This is a genomic window from Micromonospora sp. C51 (assembly GCF_018070435.1).
GTDB classification, from domain to species: domain Bacteria; phylum Actinomycetota; class Actinomycetes; order Mycobacteriales; family Micromonosporaceae; genus Micromonospora; species Micromonospora sediminimaris.
On the sequence record NZ_JAGPXQ010000039.1, the window covers coordinates 35,915 to 57,043 of the forward strand.

The window sequence follows — 21,129 nt, forward strand, 5'->3', positions numbered from 1 at the left end:
TCAGCGGAGACGATCGCGCAGTTGCCGGGCACGACGGTCGACGAATGCGAAATTGAGGCGCCTGGCGGCGGCTTGCGCGTCGGTGACGAGAGACTGCGCCCGGTCGGGTTCGGTCCCGGCAAGCAGATCGGCATAGGCGATCTGGGTGCGGGCGACGAGCAGGGGGGAGCGCAGCCGCCGGTTAACGGTCAGGGCGAGGTCGTAGGCGGCCGCCGCCTCCTCGCGGTGGCCGACGGTGGCCAGTGCGAGGCCGAGCCCGTAGGCGATCGAACCCTCGGTGGTCGCGCCGGTGCTGGCGACCCGGTCGCGCCAGCCGTCGAGCAGTGGCACGAGCCGGGAGGCGGGGATGGGAAGGACGAGCCGGTGGCAGACCTCGGCCCACAGCATCAGGGAGGTCGACCAGAACTGGGGTGCGCCGCCGGCGGAGACGTCGAGGGAGTCGGTGAGCGCCCGGGCGTCGGCTGCCCGGCCGAGTTCGCACCACACGTAGGCCATGCCCGCCCGGAAGACCTGCAGCGTCGGGTTCTGGTCGAGGACCTGCCCCATGGCCTCGGCCACGTCTGCCAGTCGGTCCTGGGCCCGGCGGATCTGGAAGAGTTGGCCCGCGTAGCCGAAGAACGCCTCGGGCTGGCCGGTTGCCACGCCGAGTTCGAGGGCGGCGTTCGCGGCGGCCTCGGCTTCCGCCAGGTCACCGTCCAGGAAATGGTGCATCGACGACGTCTGCGCGTTGGTCCAGCGGACGAAGGGTTCCGGGCTGCGCTGGGCGAACGCGTTACGGATGTCCTTCTCCCGGTTCATCACCTCGCGGTCGCCGCGCTCAAGCGCGATCTCGTGGTGGGACATCGAGAGGATGCCGCGCAACCGCGCGTCACCGGTTCGCTCCGCGGCCGTGATGCCCGCCTGCAACAACTGCTCACGACGATCAAGGGCGTCCAGCGTGCGCAGGGCGCTTTCGGTGAGCCGCACAACGTGCGCGAGGACGTGGTCGTCGCCGGCCTCGTGGGCGAGCGTCACCGCCCGGGCGGCGGCCTCTTCCAGATCCTCGGCGGCGGTGGCATGGATCTCGATGGCGAGAATCGCGTGGAGCAGCGCACCGTCCGCCGGGTTGGGCTGCGCGGCGATCGCACGACGCAGGATCTGGACCCGGTCGTCGTCTGTCGTCCCGAATCCGCTGACGTCGCCACGGTTGTTGGCGAGGGCGGCACGAACGAGAAGGTCGTCGTGGTGGAGTTCGATCGCGAGGCGACCGGCTTCGAGCAGCGTCTCACGGTGCGCGGGGTCACCGGATTGACGCTGCGCGGTGCCGAGACCGACGAGGCATTCACAGCGTTGCACCGTGGGACCGGCGGGAATGAGCTCAAGGGCGTGGCGATACCAGATGACCGCCTCGTCCGGTGCCACGTGAGTCAGCGCGTAGGCGCCCGCCCGCCGCGAATATTCCGCTGCCTTGGCCCGGTTCGCAGGTGCGACGGCATGGATCCAGTGGTGGGCGATCTCGGCCGCCCGCTCGCCCGCGTCATCGCCGACACGTCGCTCCATCGCCATCGCGACCGCCTGGTGGATGAACGCCCGCGCGGTGGGTTTCAACTCGGCGTACAGCGTGTGGGCGACGATGGCGTGCGTGAACGCGAATCGCCCGACGGCGTCGGTGACGAGAGCGTTGTCGATCGCCGGCGCCAGCCGTTCGAACGTTTGCAGTGGAGCTTCGCCGAGCAGTTCGGAGAGAAGATCGAGCTCGAAGTCCCGGCCCAGCACCGACGCGGTGTCCAACGCTCGGCGCGTTTCGGATCCGAGGCGCTGGACACGGCGGCCCACGACCTCCCGGACGCTGACGGGCAGGCCCCGGGTCAGCAGCCGTGTCGGAGTCGCCCAGCGGCCGTCCTGCTGGCGGCTGATCGCCCCGGTCTCGGCGAGATGACGCAGAATCTCGGTGACGAAGAACGGGTTGCCCTCCGTCTCGGCGCGCAGCAGATCCCGCAGCGTGAGCCAGTTGTGGTCCATCTCGTGGCCGGCGATCGTCTCCAGCAGGCCGAGCATTTCGCTGTTGTCGAGACCGCGCAGGGCCAGCCGGGTCGTCCCCGGCTCGCGATGGGTGGCGGCCAGCAACACGTTCAGCGGATGCGAGGCGTCGAAGTCGGAATCGCGGAAAGTGGCGATCACCAGGACCGGCGTCGTCAGGGCGCGCTCGGCGAGGTGCCGCAGCAGAGCGAGTGTCTGCATGTCCGCCCAGTGCAGGTCGTCGAGCACGACGAGCACCGGTCCACTGCGTATCGAGACGGCATCGAGTATGTCGAGGACCGAGTTGTAGAGCGCGAATCGGGCCGAATCCGATTCCAGGTTCACCGCGCTCGCGCCACCCAGCAGCGGTGCGAGCGCGTCGCGGCGGCTGTCGACCACATCGTGGGCATCGCGGTCGAGATCTGTCAGCACTTCCCGCCAGGGCTGATAGGGAATCGACAACTCCTCGTCGCAACGCCCGTACAGCACCACCGCCTCGTGCTGCACCGTGGCCGCGAACACCGAACACAGCGTCGTCTTACCTATGCCCGCCTCGCCGCTCAGCAGCACCATCCGACGCTGCCGCGAGGCGAGCACCTCCTTCCACGCGTCCGCGAGCGTCGCGCGCTCGTGTCGCCGGCCGGTGAAGCCGAGACCTGACGACATCGCCAACCGAGCGGGTAGGGCCCGGTCATGTCCTGCCTCCGCACCGGCCGGTGCCTGCGTGACGGGCCCGATGAACTGGTAGCCGCGGCGATAGACGGTACGGATCAGCCGGTGTTCCTTGCCGGCGTCGCCGATGGCCAGCCGGATGGCGCGGAGCACGGTGGTGACCGCGGCGTCGGTCACGAAGCGGTCGCCCCACACCGAGTCGAGGAGCTCTTCCTTGGCGACGACTCGGTCTCGGTGCCGGATCAGGTGCAGTAGCACGTCGAAGGCCCTCGGCTCCAGCGGGACACGCTTGCCTGCGAGCCGGAGTTCGTAGCGGGCGGTGTCAAGCTCGAACCCGTCGAAACGGTACGGAGCTCCTTCCACGGGCGGACGATACCACCCACGCCGGTCTGAGCCCGACGCGCGACTGATGGCATGATCCTTACTCCGCTCGACCGGTCGGAGACCTCGTGACTGACTTGCGCCGCTCCCCGCACGCACCGGCGTCACGGCCGCGTGTCGGCCGCCTGCTGATTCTGCTCTTTCCGGCCACGGCGGCCATGTACGCGCTTTTCAACGGCATCTCGGCGGTCATCCTCCCGGCGCAGGTCGAGGCGGTGGACCCGGCGTCGAAGGTCGGCAACCTCGCCTTGCTCAACACGCTTGCCGCCGTCGCGACGATGGTCGCGATTCCCGTCGGTGGTGCCCTGTCTGACCGCACGCGTTCCCGGTTCGGCCGCAGGACGCCGTGGGTCGCCGGGGCCGCGGTGGTCTCGGCTGTCGCCTGCATCCTCATGGGCTTGGCCGACAGCCTGCCGGGGCTGATCGCGACCACAATGGTGTTGTGGTTCGCGGCGAACCTCTACTCCGGCGCGATCACCGCGATCCTGCCCGATCGGGTTCCCGATGACCGCCGTGGTCTGGCGGCCGGAGTCATCGGGATGGGTACGCCGGCCGGCGTTGTGCTGGGCGTTCAGATCGCCAGCCGGATGAGCCAACTGACCGCCTATGCCGTCATCGCCGTGGTGCTGCTGGTCACCACCGTGCTGCTGTTGGTCGGAGCCCGGGAGGGGTCGGCGCGGGACCTGCCGCTCGCCGTGCGTGAGCGCTGGCGTCTCGGCGAGCGGCTGCGCTCGTTCTTCGCCGCCTTCGCCGCCCGCGACTTTCGGCTGGCATTCGCCAGCCGGTTCATGCTCTTCGCGTCCTACTACGTGGTCAGCGGCTACCTCTTCTACACCTTGCAGGACTACATCGGCTCCGAAAACGTGCCGGGCGGCGATGTGGCCGCGGCGGTGACCACCATGCTGACACTGAGCATCCTGGTGTGGGTGGTCGTGGCTGGCCTCACGGGCTGGATCGCGGACAAGGTGGATCGCCGGAAGATGGTCGTCGGGGTGAGCGCCCTCGGCGTCGCCGCGTCGATGACCATCCCCCTGGCGATGCCCACCTGGACCGGAATGCTGATCTACGCCGCCTGTCTGGGCGCCTCGATCGGCACCTACTTCGCAGTCGACCTGGCAGTCATGTCCCTGGTCCTGCCCGATGCCGACAGCGAGGGCCGTGACCTGGGAATCCTGCAGGTGGCCACCGGCTTGCCCCAGCTGCTGGCCGCGGCGGTGGCCGGTGCGTTGATCACCTGGTTCGGCGGTTATCCGGCGCTGTTCGTCTTCGGATCCCTGTGCGCGGTGGCATCCGGGCTGCTGATGCTACGTATCCGCAGCATCCGATGATCGCGGAGCGGCGCAGAAAAGTGCGTGGCGCACCGCGGCGGCCCGCTGCTAGTTTGTCGAGGCCGTGCCAGAGACCGAGGAGGTGATACCCGTGAACGTTTTCGACATGGGTGCTCTCCCCGTAGTCACGGTTGGGCGATAGGTCGTCCGGGAGCGCCGTTCACGAGCACTCCCGAAAGGCACGACCCATGCGATTCACCTCTGCGCAAGACCTCGATGGCGGTGTCGTCGAACGCGAGTTCACTCTCGGCGAGATCCCCGGCATCCTGTGGACACCCGCATCCGCAACAGCGCCGGTCCCGCTGGTGCTGCTCGGCCACCCTCCACTCGGGCTGGGCAGGATGTACCCCCGTCTGGTGGCGCGGGCCCGGTGTGCCGTGGCGGATGGGTTCGCCGCAGCCGCGATCGAGCTGCCCGGCAGCGGTGATCGGCCCCGTTGGGACGCCGTCGAACAGGCCCGCGTCGACCTGCGCCGGGCGCTGGAGGCCGGCGAGCGGGTCGACGACGAGATCATCGATGCCCTCATCCTCCCGCTCGTCGACAAGGCGGTCCCGGAGTTCCAGGCCGCCCTGGATGCTCTCCTGTCGCTGCCCGAGATCGGCGGTCCGGTCGGGTACTCGGGGGGAGTGATCTCCATCGGCATCCAGCTTGCGGTGGTGGAGCCGCGCATCGTGGCCGCCGGCTTCTTCGCCGGGAGTTTCGTGCCGCGCATCATGTTCGAGCAGGCCCGAAAGGTCACCATTCCGCTGCACGTGCTGTTGCAGTGGGATGACGAAGGGAACGACCGTCAGGCGGCCCTCAAGCTGTTCGACGCCTTCGGCTCGAAGGAGAAGACGCTGCACGCCAACATGGGCGGACACACCGGTGTTCCCTGGTACGCGGGGGAAGGCGCGGCCGAGTTCTTCGCCCGGCATCTACGCTAGTGCGACGCCGCACTGACCGTGCGCCGGGGGCGATCCGGACGCAGGCGGTACCAGCTCCTGGCAGGCGGCGCGGAACCAGCTCGGCCGCCGCGATCCTTCAGTCGATGGATTCGGTCGACGGTCGATCGGCGCTCGGCTGAAGAAGGTCTTCGACGCCGTGTAGGAATGTCTCGGACACCAGCGCGGGGTCGAAGAGGCATCCGGCTGCCATGGCGCCGTCGCGGAGCATGACGAAACGGCGCGCGGCCGGGTCAGCCGTTTCCGGGTGAACCTGCGCCATCAGCTTGCTGAGCGTGTCCAGGAACCACTGCCGGTGGGCGATGATCTCCTGGCGCACGGGGTGTCCCGTCTCGGGATACTCCGCTGCGGCGTTCAGGAAGGCGCAGCCACGAAAGCCGGGGGACTGGATGTTCTGAGCTATGGAACCGGCAATGGCCAGGAGCGGGTCGACCGGTGATGAATCGGTGGCGATGGCCGCGTCGACCGTGCCGCGCTCCATCTCATGGACTTCGCGTAGGTAGGCGAGAATGAGGTCGTCCTTGCTCGGAAAGTGCCGGTAGAAGGTCGCCCGGGTCACCTTCGCCTCGGCGATGATCCGGTCAACGCCGACGGAGTGGATGCCCTCCGAGTAGAAGATCCTGGTTGCTGTGGCGAGAAGCCGGAGGCGTGCCTCAGAGGGCCGAGTGTCGGGTTTGCCACGCGTCATGCCCTCAACTTTAGCGAACAGAACGTTCGGTCTGAGGGAAGCGAGCGACCTCAGGGTCCAGCAGCGCCACGTCGATGACGGCGCGTCGCGCGATGCGACGAAGAAGGGGCGGCGGGCTTTCGGCGAGGGCCGTGGTGCGCGGTGGTCGCGCGATACCGAGGCGGCGGACAGAACGTTCGGTCTTGACGGTACGAGCCAGTCCTGGCATGCTTGCGGAGACAGAACGTTCGTTCTCTCACTCCTCCGTTGGAAGGGTCATCCGTGACCACCATTGCTGCTTCGCCCGGTATCTCCGAGGCTGCCTCCGCGCTGCGGCGGCTGTACTTCATCCGCTTCGCGTTCGCCATCGTGTGGGCCGGCGTGACGATCGCCACCGCCAAGGAGATCGGTCCGCTCGCGGTGGCGCTGTTCGTGCTCTATCCGTTGTTCGACGTGGGTGCCGCCATCTACGATCTTCGTTCGTCACGGGCCACCGGCTCGCCGGCCCTGCTGTATGTGAACATCGCGGTGAGCCTCGTCGCGGCGGTCGGAGTGGGTGTCGCCGGAGCGTCCGGCGTTTCCGCTGTCCTGCGGGTCTGGGGTGCCTGGGCGATCGTGGCCGGTCTGGTCCAGTTGGTCGTAGGTGTCACCCGTCGGCGGATGGGCGGCCAGTGGCCGATGATCATCAGCGGCGGCCTCTCGGTGCTGGCCGGCGGGTCCTTCATCGTCGCAGCCGCCGCGGAGCACCCGTCGCTGATCAATGCGGCTGGCTACGCCATTCCCGGCGCCATCTTCTTCCTGATCGCGGCCGTCCGTCTCGGCCGTGCCGCGAAGGGCAACTGACATGACCTCACTTGAGTACGACGTCGTCGTGATCGGTGCCGGTCCGGTCGGGGAGAACGTTGCCGACCGGGTCGTGCGGGGCGGGCTGACCGCCGCCATCGTCGAGCGGGAACTGGTCGGTGGGGAGTGCTCGTACTGGGCCTGTATGCCCACCAAGGCGTTGCTGCGCAGCGCGTCCGCGTTGCGGGCGGCTCGCCAAGTGCCGGGTGCTCGGGAGGCTGTGACGGGCAACCTGGACGCGGCCGCGGTGCTCGGCCGGCGCGACTCCTTCGCGTCCCATTGGCGGGACGACGGGCAGGTTTCCTGGCTGGAGTCGGCCGGTATCGCCCTGCACCGTGGTCAGGGGCGGATCGCTTCCGCCCGCGTTGTCGAGGTGGCCGGCGTGGACGGTGTCACGACCAGGCTGACCGCGCGGCGCGCGGTGGTCGTCGCGACCGGCAGCAGCGCACTGTTGCCGGACATTCCGGGTCTGCGTGCGGCGGCGCCGTGGTCCAGCCGTGAGGCCGCCTCGGCCGGGTCGGTTCCCCGTCGACTCGCCATCATCGGTGGCGGCGTGGTGGCGACCGAGATGGCGACCGCGTTCGCCGCTCTGGGGTCTTCGGTGGAGGTGCTTGCCCGTGACGGTGTGCTGCCGTCGGCGGAGCCGTTCGCCGGCGAGTTGGTCACGGAGTCGCTGCGCGAGGCCGGTGTGGCGGTACGCCTCGGCGCGGAGGCCGTTTCCGTCGACCGCGACGACCGCGGAATCGTCCACATCGCAACTGTCGACGGCGAGCGGGTCGAGGCGGACGAGGTGCTGGTGGCGATCGGCCGCACGCCCAACACTCAGGACATCGGCCTCGACCGCGTGGGACTGGTGCCGGGTGCCTGGCTGGCGGTCGACGACACGCTGCGCGTGGTCGGCGGCGGCGGGTGGCTGTATGCCGCGGGTGATGTGAACCGGCGGGTGCTGCTGACGCATCAGGGCAAGTATCAGGCGCGCGCGGTGGGCGATGCGATCGTTGCCCGGTCGAAGGGTGAGAAGGTCGAGGACGGCCGGTGGGGGCGGCACGCCGCGACTGCCGATGAGCGTGCGGTGCCACAGGTGGTGTTCAGCGACCCGGAGATCGCCTCGGTGGGGCTGACCGCGGCTGCGGCCGAGACGGCCGGACTGCGGGTTCGGGTCGTGGACTACGACCTGGCAACCGTCGCCGGAGCCAGCCTGCAGGCCGATGGCTACAAGGGACACGCCCGCATGGTTGTCGACGAGGACCGGAAGGTGATCGTCGGCTTCACCCTCGCCGGTCCGGACGTCGCGGAACTGATCCACGCTGCGACGATCGCCATCGTCGGAGAGGTCCCGCTGGACCGACTGTGGCACGCGGTGCCGGCGTACCCGACGGTCAGCGAGGTCTGGCTGCGCCTGCTGGAGACGTACGGCCGCTGACGGGGAGCCGAGCGCTCCGACAGCTACGAAGACGCCTCCCACGCGGTCGCGACGCCCGTTGCCGCTGACGTCTTCGGCACGCTCGTGGGGACGCAGGTCGCGTTCAAGGGGTTGTTCTCGGAGGTCGAGCTGTCCTGACACGTCCGAGCAGGGCTCAGCTCTCCTCGGTGCCGGCGAGCAGGGCTTGCCGCAGGGCCAGTCGGTGCTCACGGCGGATCTGCGCCTCGCGGTAGCGGTGCCGGTCGCCGTCGGTCTGAGGTAGCAGTGGCGGCGCTGGCCGGGGTTGGCCGTCGTCGTCGACGGCGACCATGACCAGGTGGGCGGTGGCCACATCGGTCGGTGGTACGGCGCGGTCCCCTCGGTCGGCGGGGACCTTTACGGTGACCTCCGGGCCCCGCCGGCGGCATGGGCCGTACGATGGCGGTGGTGCTGGTTCGTCCCGTCCGGGTGGGTGGGGCGTCGTAAGAGGGAACCCGGTGTGAATCCGGGACTGCCCCGCAGCGGTAAGTGGGAACGACCGCCGTCAACAAAGCACTGGACCGTGAGGTCTGGGAAGCGACGGCCAGTAGGCGACCTGGTGTCATGCCCGCGAGTCCGAAGACCTGCCAGTGCTGCGCACGCCGCCGGTGTGCGCCGCCGGCGGCCGCTCGGGAGGGCCAGGGCGGAAGCCGGTACCTAAGGTGTATCCGTCTTCCCCTTCCGTGTCCGCCGGACACTTCGAGGGAAGGACCCCCTTGGTGAGTACCGCATTCGGGCAGAGCACCGTGCTCGGCTATCCACGTATCGGCGCCAACCGTGAGCTGAAGAAGGCTGTCGAGGCGTACTGGGCCGGCACCATCGACGCCGAGGCTCTGGCCACCACCGCCGCCGGTCTCCGGGCGCAGGTGTGGCGGACGCTGCGCGATGCCCGCCTCGACGCGATTCCGTCGAACACCTTCTCCTACTACGACCAGATGCTCGACACGGCCGTCGCCGTCGGCGCGGTCCCGACCCGGTTCGCCCGGCTGGGTCTGTCCGCGCTGGACACCTACTTCGCCATGGCCCGCGGAGTGGATGCCGAGCCGGCGCTGGAGCTGACGAAGTGGTTCGACACCAACTACCACTACCTGGTGCCGGAGATCGCTGCGGACACCGTCTTCACGGCCAACCCGGCGAAAGCGCTGGACGAGTACGCCGAGGCCCGCGACCTGGGCGTCACCACCCGGCCGGTGTTCGTCGGCCCGGCCACGTTCCTGCTGCTCGCCAAGGGAGATGATCCGTTCGCCCGGCTCGACGACCTGGTCCGGACGTACGCCCGGATTCTCGCCGCCCTGGCGGACGCGGGTGTCGGCTGGGTGCAGCTGGACGAGCCGGCCTACGTCGCCGACCGCAGCCCCGCCGAGATCGATGCCCTCCGTCGCGCCTACACCCGACTCGGTGAAATCGCACACCGGCCGCGGATCTTCGTGGCGACCTACTTCGGTGACCTCGGGGATGCGCTTCCGGCCCTGTTGGACACTCCGGTCGAAGCCGTCGGCGTGGACCTGGTCGCCGGACCGGGCAACCTGCACCGGCTCGCCGCCGCCGGCCCGCTGGGCGGCAGGACCATCGTCGCCGGCCTGGTCGACGGTCGCAACATCTGGCGTACCGACCTGCGGGCCGCCGTGACGGCCGGCGCGACGGTCGCCGGGCTTGCCGATCACGTCGCCGTCTCCTCGTCCTGCTCGCTGCTGCACGTGCCGGTCGACGTGTCCGCGGAGACGCACCTCGACCCCCGGTTGTCCGAGCGGCTGGCGTTCGCCCGGCAGAAGGTCGACGAGATCGTCGTGCTCGGCCGTGCGTTGCGCGACGGCACCACCGCGCTACCGGCGCCGTTGCCGTCCACCCCGGCGGCCTGGCGTCACGACGACGTACGCGGCCGCCTGGCCGCGCTGCGTCCCACCGACCGGCAGCGCGGTGAATACCCCAACCGGGCCGCTCGCCAGCAGGAACGACTGGGCCTGCCGGAGCTGCCGACCACCACGATCGGGTCGTTCCCGCAGACCGCCGAACTGCGCAGGGCCCGTGCCGCGCACCGGGCCGGCAGCCTTGACGACGCCGGCTACGTGTCGCGGATGCGCGCGGAGGTGGCGCAGGTCATCCGGTTGCAGGAACAGCTGGGTCTGGACGTGCTCGTGCACGGGGAACCGGAACGCAACGACATGGTGCAGTACTTCGGCGAGCAGCTCGACGGCTTCGCCGCCACGCGGCACGGCTGGGTGCAGTCGTACGGCTCCCGCTGCGTACGCCCACCGATCATCTACGGTGACGTGTCCCGCAAGGCACCGATGACCGTCGAGTGGTCCACCTACGCGCAGTCGCTTACCAGCAAACCGGTCAAGGGCATGCTCACCGGCCCGGTCACCATCCTGGCCTGGTCGTTCGTCCGTACCGACCAGCCCCTCGCGGACACCGCCGACCAGGTCGCGTTGGCGCTGCGCGACGAGTGCCGCGACCTGGAGTCCGCCGGCATCCGGGTCATCCAGGTCGACGAACCGGCACTACGCGAGACGCTGCCGCTGCGTAAGGCCGACCAGAAGGCGTACCTGGACTGGGCCGTCGGAGCGTTTCGGCTGGCCACCGGCGGCGTCGCCGACGACACCCAGATCCACACCCACCTGTGCTACTCGGAGTTCGGCGAGGTGATCCACGCCATCGACGCCCTCGACGCCGACGTCACCAGCATTGAGGCATCACGGTCCAAGATGGAGGTCCTCGACGACCTGGCCGCGATCGGCTACGGCCGGGGCGTCGGGCCCGGCGTGTGGGACATCCACTCGCCCCGAGTGCCGCCGCGCGACGAGGTGATCGAGGCACTGCGCCGGGCCGTCGCGGCCGTGCCGGCCCGCCGGTTGTGGGTGAATCCGGACTGCGGCCTCAAGACGCGCGGCTATCCGGAGGTCGAGGCGTCCCTGCGGCACCTGGTCGCCGCCGCCGCCGAGGTGCGCGGGGGCTGACCGCACCGAGCCGGGCGGTACCGACCAGAGGCGACCGCCCGGCTCGTGGTCGGTACCGCCCGGCAACACTGATCAGCCCGACCGGGTACGTGATGATCAAGCGCCCCGGACGGCGAGTGGGGCGAGCACCGTCAGCAGCGGAGCGGGTCGATCATGTACCGGGCGACCTTTTCACCGCCGATGGGCCCGAGGTAGTGGATACCCGGGTACTTGGTACCCACGATCGACCATTGGCCGCCCTTCCACTGCGCTACATTGACGCACCAGCCGGGGCCGACGTAGACGCCCTCGGCACGCGGCCAGCCCCACCAGGTGTCGGTCCGCCGCTTGGCGGGGAGCACCGCGTCGTAGCTACCGTGCACGTACTGCCCGTCGAACTCCGAGATGACGCCGATCCCGATCCCGTACCCGCCGGGGATCCAGGAGTCACGGTTGTAGATGTAGCTGCGCAGCTCATCTGCTGCCGCTTGGCTGGCCGCCGCTTCTTCCGTCGACGTCGCCATCGCCGGTGCCGGCAGCATCATGGCGACGACCACCGAGAGGGCAGCGATCGTGGTCCCGAGCCGCCGGTTCTCGATCCGTCGATCGTCTCGCGCTGTCAGCATGCGTCGCCCGCCTGCCGGTAGACGCTCACCTGATAGCGCGCGATCTTTTCACCGTCGATAGGCGGAAGGTAGTGGATACCAGGCGAGAACTTCCGGAGCAGGAGCCGCCATTTGTTCCCAGCGTAGTACTCCACGCTGCCACAGTAGGGCGCGCCGATGTAGAAGGCCTCCGCACGGTTCCACCCCCACAGGGTGTCCGTGCGACGGAATACGGGAAGGACCGCGTCGTACCTCCCATGGGTGTAGTCGCCGTCAAAGGACGAGATGACGCCGATTGCGATGCCTAGTCGCTTCTTGTCCGCGTTGTATATGTAGCCTTCCAACGACTCAGCGGCTGTGGGCTGTGGAACCACTTCGGCGGCGGCGCTGACGGGCATGGCCAGCAGCAGAGCGATTGCTGCCGCGACCGTTTGCGATCTCCAGCGAATGGGTCTCATCGTTCCTCCAGGGTGATTCGATTTAACCGTGGTCCACTCTGAACCGCAGATGCAGAACCCGGTCTCCGCGCAGGACGACGTGCGGATCCTTGAGCACGTGCCGGGAGCAGAGGCTGCCGAAGAACCGTCTCCCTGATCCGAAGACGACAGGCACCACGTCCATGGCCACCTCGTCCACCAGCCCGGCCGCGAGTATCTGCCCGCCAACCTCCCCGGCGTTCACGGAGACAGTGCGGTCACCGGCCAGCTCCCGCGCCGTCTCGATTGCGGCTGTCACGTTGTCGACGAAGTGGTAGGACGCCTCCGGGTGCCACCCCTCGGGTTTTGGACGGTGGGACACCACGACCACGTGGTCACCGGTGGGTGGATCGCCTTCCCATCCGTTCACCAGGTCGAACAGGCGACGCCCCATCACTATGGCGCCGACCGAGTCCCACATGGACCGTACGTATTCGGCCGATGCCGAGGAAACCTTGAACGCAACCCCGATGCCGGAGTGATCGAAGACTGATGTACGGGACTCCCTGATCGGGGTGTCGCCGCTGAAGTACCAGTCGTGTAAGGGTCCGACATCATCGTCTTCGTCGGCGATGAAACCGTCGATCGAGACCACGTTGTGCATGATTACCGTACCCACTGATCTCCTTCTTCTCGTCGCATAGATTCGGCACCGCGCCGTGAAGGGCGCCACCAAAAGGGCGGCTGTCGCACCAGGGCCGTGACAGCTGATCCTTGCCGGCCTTCCCGGAAGCTCCCGCTCGGTCTCCGACGCTACGGATCACGTTGGTAGGCTCGACAGGTCCAACTCAGCATGAAATGAGCAGACCAAATCGTCGTCATCCGGGACCGCCGATGGAGTTGTTCCTCGACCCCAGCGACCACCGCAGCCTGAGCAGGCAGCTGTACGACCAGATCAGGGAGGCGATCGCCGATGGGCGGCTGCCGCCGGGCGGGCGCCTGCAGCCGAGCCGCGCCGCCGCGAAGGATCTCGGTGTCGCGCGATCCACCGTCACGGACGCATACACGAGGTTGGCCGCCGAGGGACACATCGCGGGACGCCGTGGCGGCGGTAGCGTCGTCGTCGGTCACGCCTTCCCCCGCCCGGCGCAGGCCGCCGCCCGGACCGCGCTGACGCCCACCGCGCAGGCCGCCGCGGTACGCCGCTACGGCACCGACTGGCAACCACACTCGGGATTCGACCTTCGAGCGGGACAGGTCGACACCCGCATGTTTCCGGTTGCCGACTGGCGGCGCAGCACCAACCGCGCCGTCACCAGACTCGCCCGGCACTACGGGCACTACGGCGACCCCGCCGGAAGCATCGCACTGCGCGGTACGCTGACCCACTGGCTGGCTCGGTCACGCGGAGTCGCCGCAACTCCGGAGAGCATCGTGGTGACCCAGGGCGCCGGACACGCGGTCGACCTCCTGGCGCGGGTCCTGCTACGACCGGGCGACGTTGCCGCCGTCGAGGAGCCCGGCTACCCGCCAGTCACGAACCTGCTACGGTCGCTCGGCATCACCGTCGTCGGTGTACCGGTCGACGACCACGGTCTGATCGTCGATGCGCTGCCCGCCACCGCCCGGCTCGTCCATGTGACACCCTCACACCAATATCCGCTCGGCGTCATCCTCAGCAGGCAACGCCGGCTAGCGCTGTTGCACTGGGCCAGTCGTCACGGCGCTGCCGTCATCGAGGACGACTACGACAGCGAGTTCCGCTACACAACCCGACCGTTGGAGCCGTTGCACCGACTCGACCGGGACGGTCGGGTCATCTACGTCGGCACTTTCAGCAAGACCCTCAGCCCGACGCTTCGGACAGGTTTCGCCGTCGTCCCACCCGGACTTGTTCCGGCGATCACCACCGTTCGACAGGTTGTCGATGCCGGCCCGCCTCCGCTGATCACCGAAGCACTCGACGTCTTCATCGAGCAGGGGCATTTCGACCGCCACCTCCGTCGGTCCCGAAAGGTCTACGCCGAACGCCACAACGCCATCCGTACGGCGTTGTCATCGCTGTCCAGGTCCCGCTTGACCGTTATCCCGAGTCAGGTCGGCCTGCACATGACACTGCTCGCCCCGGACGCACCAGACGACGACGAGCTGATCGAACGGGCGGCCAGGCGCGGACTGCGACTGTCCTCGCTCCGGCTGACCTACCAACATGGTGAGCCGCAGGCCGGCATCGTCCTGGGGTTCGGAGCGCTCAACACCGTCGACATCGCGCAGGCGATCCGCCTGCTGGACCGTTGCCTGGGCTGACTCGTCACGCCCGGCCGCAGCGGACGGCGGCCGTGCCGAGGACCGGCTGTCCTGCCTCGCGCCCGGCGAGGTCATCGTGGTTTGCCCGCTCGGCGGGTGGACTGCTCGGTCACCTGGCGGAGTTCCGGCTGGAGCCGTAGCGGCCCTCGGGGCGTGTCACCGACTGGGCCGGGCGGCTGTTCGTGCGGTTTCGTACGGTGGCGGATATACCGGGCCACCTCGACGATGATCGTGGTGCCGGCGGCGATACCGAGGCCGAGCATGAGACCGTGAAGCTTGTTGTCCTCGAATGCCTCGCCGCCGATGTACCCGACGGCGGCCGAATACACGGCCCAGGATGTGGCCGCCACGGCGTCGAAGAGCGCGAACCTGGTCCTTGGGTAGCGGACGGCACCCATGGTCATGGTCGCCGCCGTCCGGCCGCCGGGGATGTACCTGGCGACCACGAGCAGCAGGCCACCGCGGCTGGCGAGAGCGTCGGCGGCCCACCGGAATGCCGTCCGGCGCCGGCTGGCGGATGGCAGCCGGTCCATGAGTCCACTGCCTGCCGTACGCCCGATCTGGTAGGAGACGTGGTCACCGCAGAATGCGCCGAGTGCGGCGGCGACGACGACCAGCGTCAGGTTCGGCTCGCCACTCGCCGCGAACACGCCAGCGGTGATCACCATGGTTTCCGACGGCACGACCGGGAAGAACCCGTCGAGGGTCGCGATCGCGAACAACGCAAGGTAAACCCAGGGCGAGGTAATCGCGGTTTCCAGCAGGTCGATCATGTTTCGACGGTATGAGCCGGGAGCGGTCCGCCGCCGTGCCCGAAAGGCAGTCACCATCCCTGAGATTCACCAGGGTTCTGGCCCTCGCTTTCGACAGGGGTCGGCCTGATCATTCCTTGGACGGATGGTCGACGAGGCCAGCCTCGACGGCGATGATCGCCGCCTGAACCCGGTTGCGGATCTCGAGGCGGCTGAGGATCGCGCTGACGTACGTCTTCACAGTTCCTTCGACCAGGTGGAGGCGTTTGGCGATGTCCGCGTTCGACAGTCCGGAGCCGACGAGGGCCAGCACGTCGCGTTCTCGTGGAGCCAGGGCGGCGACCCGGGTACGCGCGGCCTGCCCGCGTGATGGGCCGGATCGCCGCAGTTCGGTGATCACCCGCTGTGCGACGACCGGCGACAGGCAGGCTGCCCCGCTCGCCACGGCATGAACGCCAGCGATCAGCTCCCGTGGATCGAGTGCCTTGAGGAGGAATCCGGCGGCGCCGTAGTCGAGAGCCCGGGCGATGTACTCGTCCTCGCCGAAGGTTGTCAGGATGATGACGGCCGTTTCCGGCAGGTCCGCACGGATCTGCCGGGTGGCGGTGAGGCCGTCGACGCCGGGCATGCGAATGTCCAGCACCGCCACATCGGGACGGTGCCGGCGGGCTTGTTCGACGGCCGTGCGACCGTCGGCGGCGTCCGCCACGATGTGGATGTCCGCGTCGGCCGTGAGGATCGATCGGATGCCGGCTCGAACCATCGGTTCGTCGTCGGCGATCAGGACTCGGATCATGGGTGCTCCCACAGTCGGCGTCGTGGTCGCGTCATCGCTGTAGGACATCCTTGGAGACCAGGACGTCATCGGTGAAGCACAACCGGTACATGTTCTCGGAGAGGTCGATGAGACGTTGCGACGCGCGGTAGTACTCACATCGTGCGCCGGTTGGTGCCGGCGGTTGCGTGAGAACCGGTGGCGCGCTGGCGATTCGATGTGCGGGCAGGCGGGCGGCCATCTCGGCCCGGGTCTGCCCGACCTGGAGACGGGCGAAGTCGTCGGGTGAGAGCGAGGTGGTGGCCACGGTCGCGGTGTACACCGCCACGAGCGTTCCGACGGTGACGAGCGCCAGCGTCCCGGGCAGTATGGCGCGGCGGAACAGATGCGCTCGGAGTCGCTGCCTGGTGCGGATGAATTCGCCGGTCAGTTCCGGTGCTGCGGGAACGCCTGCCAGCTGCGGGGGTGCGTGGGGTAACCGTGCCACGACGCGGAAACCGCCGTGGTGTGGACCTGCGCCCAGCGTGCCACCCGCGACCCGAACACGCTCGCTGAGACCGACGAGCCCGACCCCGCTGCCCTCCGGGCGGTTCGCAGGGGCGCGTGGTGGCGCTGTGTTCGCCACGGACACGGTCGAGTCGGTAGCGGACCGGTCGATGCGGACGACGACCTCGGCACCCGGGGCATGTTTGGCGGCGTTCGTCAACGCCTCCTGCACGACCCGGTACGCGGCGCGATCCGCCGTCGTGCCTGGTCGAGTGGCGGTGTCCGGGCAACCGGACCGCTGCAATGTCACCGGAACGCCGGAATCCCTGGCGTGCTGGACCAGGGCGGTGATGTCCCCGCCGGCCGGCTCGACCGAGGCAGGCTCGGCGTCCAGTCGGAGGAGCCCGACGACTTCATGCAGCCGCTTGGTGGCCGACACCGTGCTCGCACGCAGTCGCGTCGCCGTGACCCGATGTGCCTCTGGCAGGTCACGGGCGAGCTCCAGGCTGCCGGCAAGCAGCGACACCAGGCTCAGCTCATGGCCCAGGGAGTCGTGCATGTCCCGCGCGATACGGGTGCGTTCACGCAGCCGGGCCTGCTCGACGACGATGCGTCGTTCGCGCTCCAGTTGCTCGGCTCGCTGCCAACCTGCTCGAGCCAGTTCGGTGCGCTGCCGCCACCAACTGCCCGCCCACCACGGCAGGGCAGCAGTCACGAACTCCACCAGCAGCATGGTGATCCAGCCGCTGATGTTGCCGAGCGCGACGGCAAGTAGCAGGCCGGCCGCGGCGACCGCAACGATCCCGAACTGCGGCGCCCAAATCAGGCGGGAGTGCCGGCCGGCCAGGAAACTGGGCACGGCAGCGATAATCACCTGCCACGCGTCGGGGTTGCCGGAAATGAAAAACAGGCTTGTCGACGCAGCCAGCACCAGTGCAGCAGTCGGCGATCGCCGATGCAGTAAAACTGCCAGTATGAGTATCGAGGTCGCGGTCAGAGTCTGTATCGACATTATGGGCGTCGCCGACGCCCGTGCCACGACTGCGACCACCAACGACACACCGAGCAGCAGGGCTGCCGCGACGGCGGCAGGGCGCCGGCCCAGGAGAACGGGCCAGCGCCGACGCCGACCAGCATGACGTTGATCCACCCGGTAACGCTATCAGCCGCGCGACATCTCCGGCACCTGCCGAACGGGCTCGGCCAAACGCCGTCGCCGTATTTCCGCAATACACTAAGCGCCGGTTCGATCGGGAACGTCAATCGGCGGCGAAGGGTCATCGGGCGGTTATGGGAAATACGTTAACTGACCAATAATTACGGCGCGACGAACCATCTCCAGCCTGACAGTAGCCACTCTGCCGGGTCCGGATGACCGTAGGTCGGCCTTGTGTCGAGCGCGGCGCGCTCCGACCCGGGTCAGCCCACGGCCCGCTTCACTAGCGCGCCGAGCTGCGTCTCCACCTCGGTGGTCAGGTCGGTGAGCGCGAACGCGGCTGGCCACATCGAGCCCTCGTCCAGCTTGGCTTGGTCGCTGAACCCCAACGTGGCGTAACGCGTCTTGAACTTCGCCGCAGGCTGGAAGTGGCAGATGATCTTGACATCACGAGTGTACGCGGGCATTGGCGCTCCACGCGAAGCCGTCTGGGTCGGTGAAGGTTCCGGCAGTGCCGGCGATGGCAAGCCGGTGTGATCCGGTCCCTTCGGGAGAAACGCCGACGTCCTTGGCGGCGGTCCGCCGGCTGTAGAGCGCCAGTTTGATGTTCGAGGTGGCGAACTCGACGTACCTGCGGCCAAAGCTCTTGGCCACGGGCAAGCCACGTTCGGCATAGAGCCGCCTGGTCGCGGCGACGTCGGCCACTCCGAGCAGGAGGACGATCTCGTCGATGTGTCGGCTGGTCGGTCCGGTGTTCTTCTTCGTCGAGGTCGCGATCTTCCAGATCGTGCCGTACGGGTCACGCAGTACGCCGCCGTAGCCCCAGAAACTTTCGCGGCCGGTTTCAACTCTGTCGCTCCGGCGTTCAGCGCGGTGTCGAAGAAGCTGTCCACCGTGCTTGGCTGGGATACCACGAGCGACATGGCGAAGCCGCGGAAGCCGGTGGTCGGAGCCTGCGAGGCGCGTACCCGCAGTCGTTCGCCCAGATCGAACGCCACGGTGTAGAAGTGGTGGGCGGCGGTGGGGTCGGTCACTTCGAATATGACCGAGTCGATGGAGGTCATGGCTGAGGGTCCTTCCGTGAGTGCGGCTTGCCGCAAGATGCCCACAAGTAGCCGTTTTGCCGGATCGGATTGTCGGGTGGTTCCGACGATGGTGGGGGTGACGCTGCTGCTCACCGGTCTTGGATCAGCCCCAGCACATTGCCGTCGGGGTCGGTCACGGTGGCTACGAGGCGGCCGCCACCGACGCCGTGTGCGGGCTCGGTCAGGGTGGCGCCGGCAGCGCTCAGCTCGGTCAGCTTCGCCTCGATGTCGGTCACGTGCCAGTAGGCCACGGGGGAAGTCATGCGCTGCGGTCCACCACCCGGCACGAGCCCGATGTGCTGGCCAGCGGCGTTGAATCCGACGTAGTAGGACGAGTCGTCTGCCGGCGGGATACCGAGTAGGGCGGCATACAGCGTTTTTACCCTGGTCAGATCCGACACCGGATGCAGCACAGTTCTGATCCCCCGGGTGGTAACACCGGTCATGGTGACTCCTTCGGTTCGTCGGCCGCGGAGTAGAGCCCTCGAATGACCGGTTGGCCGGTACGGACCACCCGTACTGGCCAACCGGCCTCAGAATCGATGAACGTTGTCAGCCGAGGGTGCCGCCGATGTGTTTCCAGTCGCTCCAGGTGCCTTGCCAGGTTTTTTGGTAGACGGTGCCGCCGGGGCTGCGGGCGAAGACGTCGTACTGTCCGTCGAGGTAGGTCACGGCCGGGGTGCCGGCCACCGTCCCGCCGAGGGATTCCCAGCCGAGCCAGCCGCCGGGTCGCCAGGTGTTCTGGCTGAGTTGGCCGCTGGGGCTGATGCCGAAGACGTGGTATTCGCCGTTGGCGTGGACGGCGGCGAGTCCGCCTTGGATGATGCCGCCGATGCTTTTCCAGTCGCTCCAGGTGCCTTGCCAGGTTTTCTGGTAGACGACGCCTCGGGGGCTGCGGGCGAAGACGTCGTACTGCCCGTCGTGGTAGGTGACCGCCGGGGTGCCGGCCACCGTCCCGCCGAGGGATTCCCAACCCAGCCAGCCGCCGGGTCGCCAGGTGTTCTGGCTGAGCTGACCACTCGGGCTGACACCGAACAGGTGGTACTCACCCTCGGCACGCACCACAGCCGGACCACCGACGTCGGTGTTCAGCCACTCGGCGACGGTCTCCCCGCGCAGAACGCTCAGCAGCGCCCTCTTGTTCTCGTAGCTTTCCACCTTGTCGCGGTCCTCGCTCAGGTGGATGTGCCACACATGCGACGGGTCATCAGTGGAGGACGTGCGCCGATACCTGAAGTCCCAGCTCTCAACTTCAAGGTCGTTGTCGGTTTGGCCGAAGAACTCGCGCCAACCATTCATACGGGGGTCGTCCGGGTCCCGCCCCGACGCCAGCAGCCGGTTCGAGAAGCGGGCGATGTTGGAGAAGTCGGAAACCTCTGCGGTGACAGTCGACGGAAGATGCTGATCGGCGTGCGGGTCGGTGTCAAGCGAGCGCAGTGCGCGGCTCTGGGCCTCGGGGAAGGTCCAGTCGTACGCGGCGGCCTTGTCCGAGGGACCGCCCCGGTCTTCGGCGTCCTGGACGGAGTAGTCATCTGGCTTGTTCGCCGCGCGAGTGTTGTGGTAGCCGTCCTTGTTATTGTAGATGCCGCCGTCCAGGCTTCCCGGTTGCAGCTTCCGAAGTTCCTGCATCAGCCACCAGGAAGCGTCGGTGATTCGCGCCGGATTGGGGTTGGCGGCAGCCTCCGCCGGAGTGGTCGCCACGACCGCGCCGGCAACGAGCATCGCGGACGCGGCCATGACAATGGGGCGCCCGATGCGGTGCTGTGACACGGACCGCGTCCGTGCCGACGCCCTGGCCGGGAACAGTGTCGTCAATCGACGACGTAATTGTAGGTACATTGAATCCTCCCCGTTGGGGTGCCTGGCCTTCTGCAGGCAACGAAGAATGGGCGTGTTCTGTGCGTGAGCGTTGGCTGGCGGCGCCAGCGCGGCCTGCGGCTGGTCGGTGATTGTGGGTTGTCAGCCGAGGGTGCCGCCGATGTGTTTCCAGTCGCTCCAGGTGCCTTGCCAGGTTTTCTGGTAGACGGTGCCGCCGGGGCTGCGGGCGAAGACGTCGTACTGTCCGTCGAGGTAGGTCACGGCCGGGGTGCCGGCCACCGTCCCGCCGAGGGATTCCCAGCCGAGCCAGCCGCCGGGTCGCCAGGTGTTCTGGCTGAGTTGGCCGCTGGGGCTGATGCCGAAGACGTGGTATTCGCCGTTGGCGTAGACGGCGGCTAGTCCGCCTTGGATGATGCCGCCGATGCTTTTCCAGTCGCTCCAGGTGCCTTGCCAGGTTTTCTGGTAGACGACGCCTCGGGGGCTGCGGGCGAAGACGTCGTACTGCCCGTCGTGGTAGGTGAC

At 68.3% G+C, this 21,129-nt stretch carries 18 protein-coding genes, 2 pseudogenes and 1 riboswitch; of the genes and pseudogenes, 6 read left to right on the forward strand and 14 right to left on the reverse strand.

Features of this window, described 5'->3' with window-relative positions; all coding sequences use genetic code 11:
* Positions 1-3,033 carry an AAA family ATPase gene (locus KBX50_RS26730; RefSeq protein WP_210940437.1) on the reverse strand — a complete coding sequence of 1,011 codons (3,033 nt, stop codon included), beginning with the start codon at positions 3,031-3,033 and terminating at the stop codon, positions 1-3.
* Between the two features lie 86 nt (positions 3,034-3,119).
* Here KBX50_RS26730 and KBX50_RS26735 point away from each other — a divergent pair, with 86 nt between their 5' ends.
* Positions 3,120-4,379, forward strand: a complete 1,260-nt coding sequence (locus KBX50_RS26735; RefSeq protein WP_210940438.1) for an MFS transporter — start codon at positions 3,120-3,122, stop codon at positions 4,377-4,379.
* Positions 4,380-4,567: 188 nt separating this feature from the next.
* Entirely contained in the window at positions 4,568-5,302 is a 735-nt protein-coding gene (locus tag KBX50_RS26740; RefSeq protein WP_210940439.1) for an alpha/beta hydrolase, read from the forward strand.
* A 97-nt stretch (positions 5,303-5,399) separates the two neighbouring features.
* Here the strand turns inward: KBX50_RS26740 and KBX50_RS26745 are convergent, their stop codons facing one another.
* The gene (locus KBX50_RS26745; RefSeq protein WP_210940440.1) at positions 5,400-6,008 is read right to left on the reverse strand and encodes a TetR/AcrR family transcriptional regulator; all 609 of its coding nucleotides are present in this window, start codon (positions 6,006-6,008) and stop codon (positions 5,400-5,402) included.
* 261 nt (positions 6,009-6,269) lie between these two features.
* Between KBX50_RS26745 and KBX50_RS26750 the strand changes: the two genes are divergently transcribed.
* Complete coding sequence (locus KBX50_RS26750; RefSeq protein ID WP_210940441.1) at positions 6,270-6,830, forward strand: hypothetical protein; 561 nt, start codon at positions 6,270-6,272, stop codon at positions 6,828-6,830.
* A 1-nt stretch (position 6,831) separates the two neighbouring features.
* Positions 6,832-8,253, forward strand: coding sequence for an NAD(P)/FAD-dependent oxidoreductase (locus tag KBX50_RS26755; protein WP_210940442.1), 1,422 nt, complete (start codon positions 6,832-6,834; stop codon positions 8,251-8,253).
* A gap of 154 nt (positions 8,254-8,407) precedes the next feature.
* On the opposite strand, the gene KBX50_RS26760 is transcribed toward KBX50_RS26755, so the two are convergent.
* Positions 8,408-8,584 (reverse strand): hypothetical protein, encoded by a 177-nt coding sequence (locus tag KBX50_RS26760; RefSeq protein ID WP_247674490.1) that lies wholly within the window; start codon positions 8,582-8,584, stop codon positions 8,408-8,410.
* 82 nt (positions 8,585-8,666) lie between these two features.
* Positions 8,667-8,878: riboswitch (cobalamin riboswitch) on the forward strand.
* A 112-nt stretch (positions 8,879-8,990) separates the two neighbouring features.
* Between KBX50_RS26760 and metE the strand changes: the two genes are divergently transcribed.
* Positions 8,991-11,228, forward strand: a complete 2,238-nt coding sequence (metE, locus tag KBX50_RS26765) for a 5-methyltetrahydropteroyltriglutamate--homocysteine S-methyltransferase (protein ID WP_210940443.1) — start codon at positions 8,991-8,993, stop codon at positions 11,226-11,228.
* Between the two features lie 131 nt (positions 11,229-11,359).
* Here metE and KBX50_RS26770 read toward each other — a convergent pair whose 3' ends face one another.
* The 3 genes from KBX50_RS26770 to KBX50_RS26780 all read right to left on the reverse strand — a co-directional run bounded on the left by KBX50_RS26770 (position 11,360) and on the right by KBX50_RS26780 (position 12,907).
* Positions 11,360-11,833 (reverse strand): hypothetical protein, encoded by a 474-nt coding sequence (locus tag KBX50_RS26770; protein ID WP_210940444.1) that lies wholly within the window; start codon positions 11,831-11,833, stop codon positions 11,360-11,362.
* Positions 11,827-12,210: a hypothetical protein gene (locus KBX50_RS26775; protein ID WP_210940445.1), complete on the reverse strand. Its 384-nt coding sequence runs from the start codon at positions 12,208-12,210 to the stop codon at positions 11,827-11,829. Before KBX50_RS26775 ends, KBX50_RS26770 begins: the two co-directional genes overlap by 7 nt.
* Before the next feature lie 82 nt (positions 12,211-12,292).
* A complete protein-coding gene (locus KBX50_RS26780) occupies positions 12,293-12,907 on the reverse strand; it encodes a dihydrofolate reductase family protein (RefSeq protein WP_210940454.1) in 615 nt (204 codons plus the stop codon).
* A 215-nt stretch (positions 12,908-13,122) separates the two neighbouring features.
* Between KBX50_RS26780 and KBX50_RS26785 the strand changes: the two genes are divergently transcribed.
* The gene (locus KBX50_RS26785; protein ID WP_210940446.1) at positions 13,123-14,535 is read left to right on the forward strand and encodes a PLP-dependent aminotransferase family protein; all 1,413 of its coding nucleotides are present in this window, start codon (positions 13,123-13,125) and stop codon (positions 14,533-14,535) included.
* Positions 14,536-14,606: 71 nt separating this feature from the next.
* Here KBX50_RS26785 and KBX50_RS26790 read toward each other — a convergent pair whose 3' ends face one another.
* The 8 genes and pseudogenes from KBX50_RS26790 to KBX50_RS26825 all read right to left on the reverse strand — a co-directional run.
* Positions 14,607-15,308, reverse strand: a complete 702-nt coding sequence (locus tag KBX50_RS26790; protein ID WP_247674491.1) for a DedA family protein — start codon at positions 15,306-15,308, stop codon at positions 14,607-14,609.
* 109 nt (positions 15,309-15,417) lie between these two features.
* Positions 15,418-16,083, reverse strand: a complete 666-nt coding sequence (locus KBX50_RS26795) for a response regulator transcription factor (RefSeq protein WP_210940448.1) — start codon at positions 16,081-16,083, stop codon at positions 15,418-15,420.
* 31 nt (positions 16,084-16,114) lie between these two features.
* Positions 16,115-17,698, reverse strand: a complete 1,584-nt coding sequence (locus tag KBX50_RS33020) for a sensor histidine kinase (protein ID WP_210940449.1) — start codon at positions 17,696-17,698, stop codon at positions 16,115-16,117.
* A 269-nt stretch (positions 17,699-17,967) separates the two neighbouring features.
* The gene (locus KBX50_RS26805) at positions 17,968-18,171 is read right to left on the reverse strand and encodes a hypothetical protein (RefSeq protein ID WP_210940450.1); all 204 of its coding nucleotides are present in this window, start codon (positions 18,169-18,171) and stop codon (positions 17,968-17,970) included.
* On the reverse strand, positions 18,152-18,409 hold the full coding sequence (locus KBX50_RS33025; RefSeq protein WP_247674492.1) for a hypothetical protein: 258 nt from the start codon (positions 18,407-18,409) through the stop codon (positions 18,152-18,154). Before KBX50_RS33025 ends, KBX50_RS26805 begins: the two co-directional genes overlap by 20 nt.
* 469 nt (positions 18,410-18,878) lie before the next feature.
* Positions 18,879-19,235 (reverse strand): VOC family protein, encoded by a 357-nt coding sequence (locus tag KBX50_RS26815; protein ID WP_210940451.1) that lies wholly within the window; start codon positions 19,233-19,235, stop codon positions 18,879-18,881.
* A gap of 646 nt (positions 19,236-19,881) precedes the next feature.
* Positions 19,882-20,526, reverse strand: a pseudogene (locus KBX50_RS26820) (hypothetical protein); the annotation flags it as partial.
* A 222-nt stretch (positions 20,527-20,748) separates the two neighbouring features.
* Positions 20,749-21,129 (reverse strand): annotated as a pseudogene (locus KBX50_RS26825) (hypothetical protein); the annotation flags it as partial.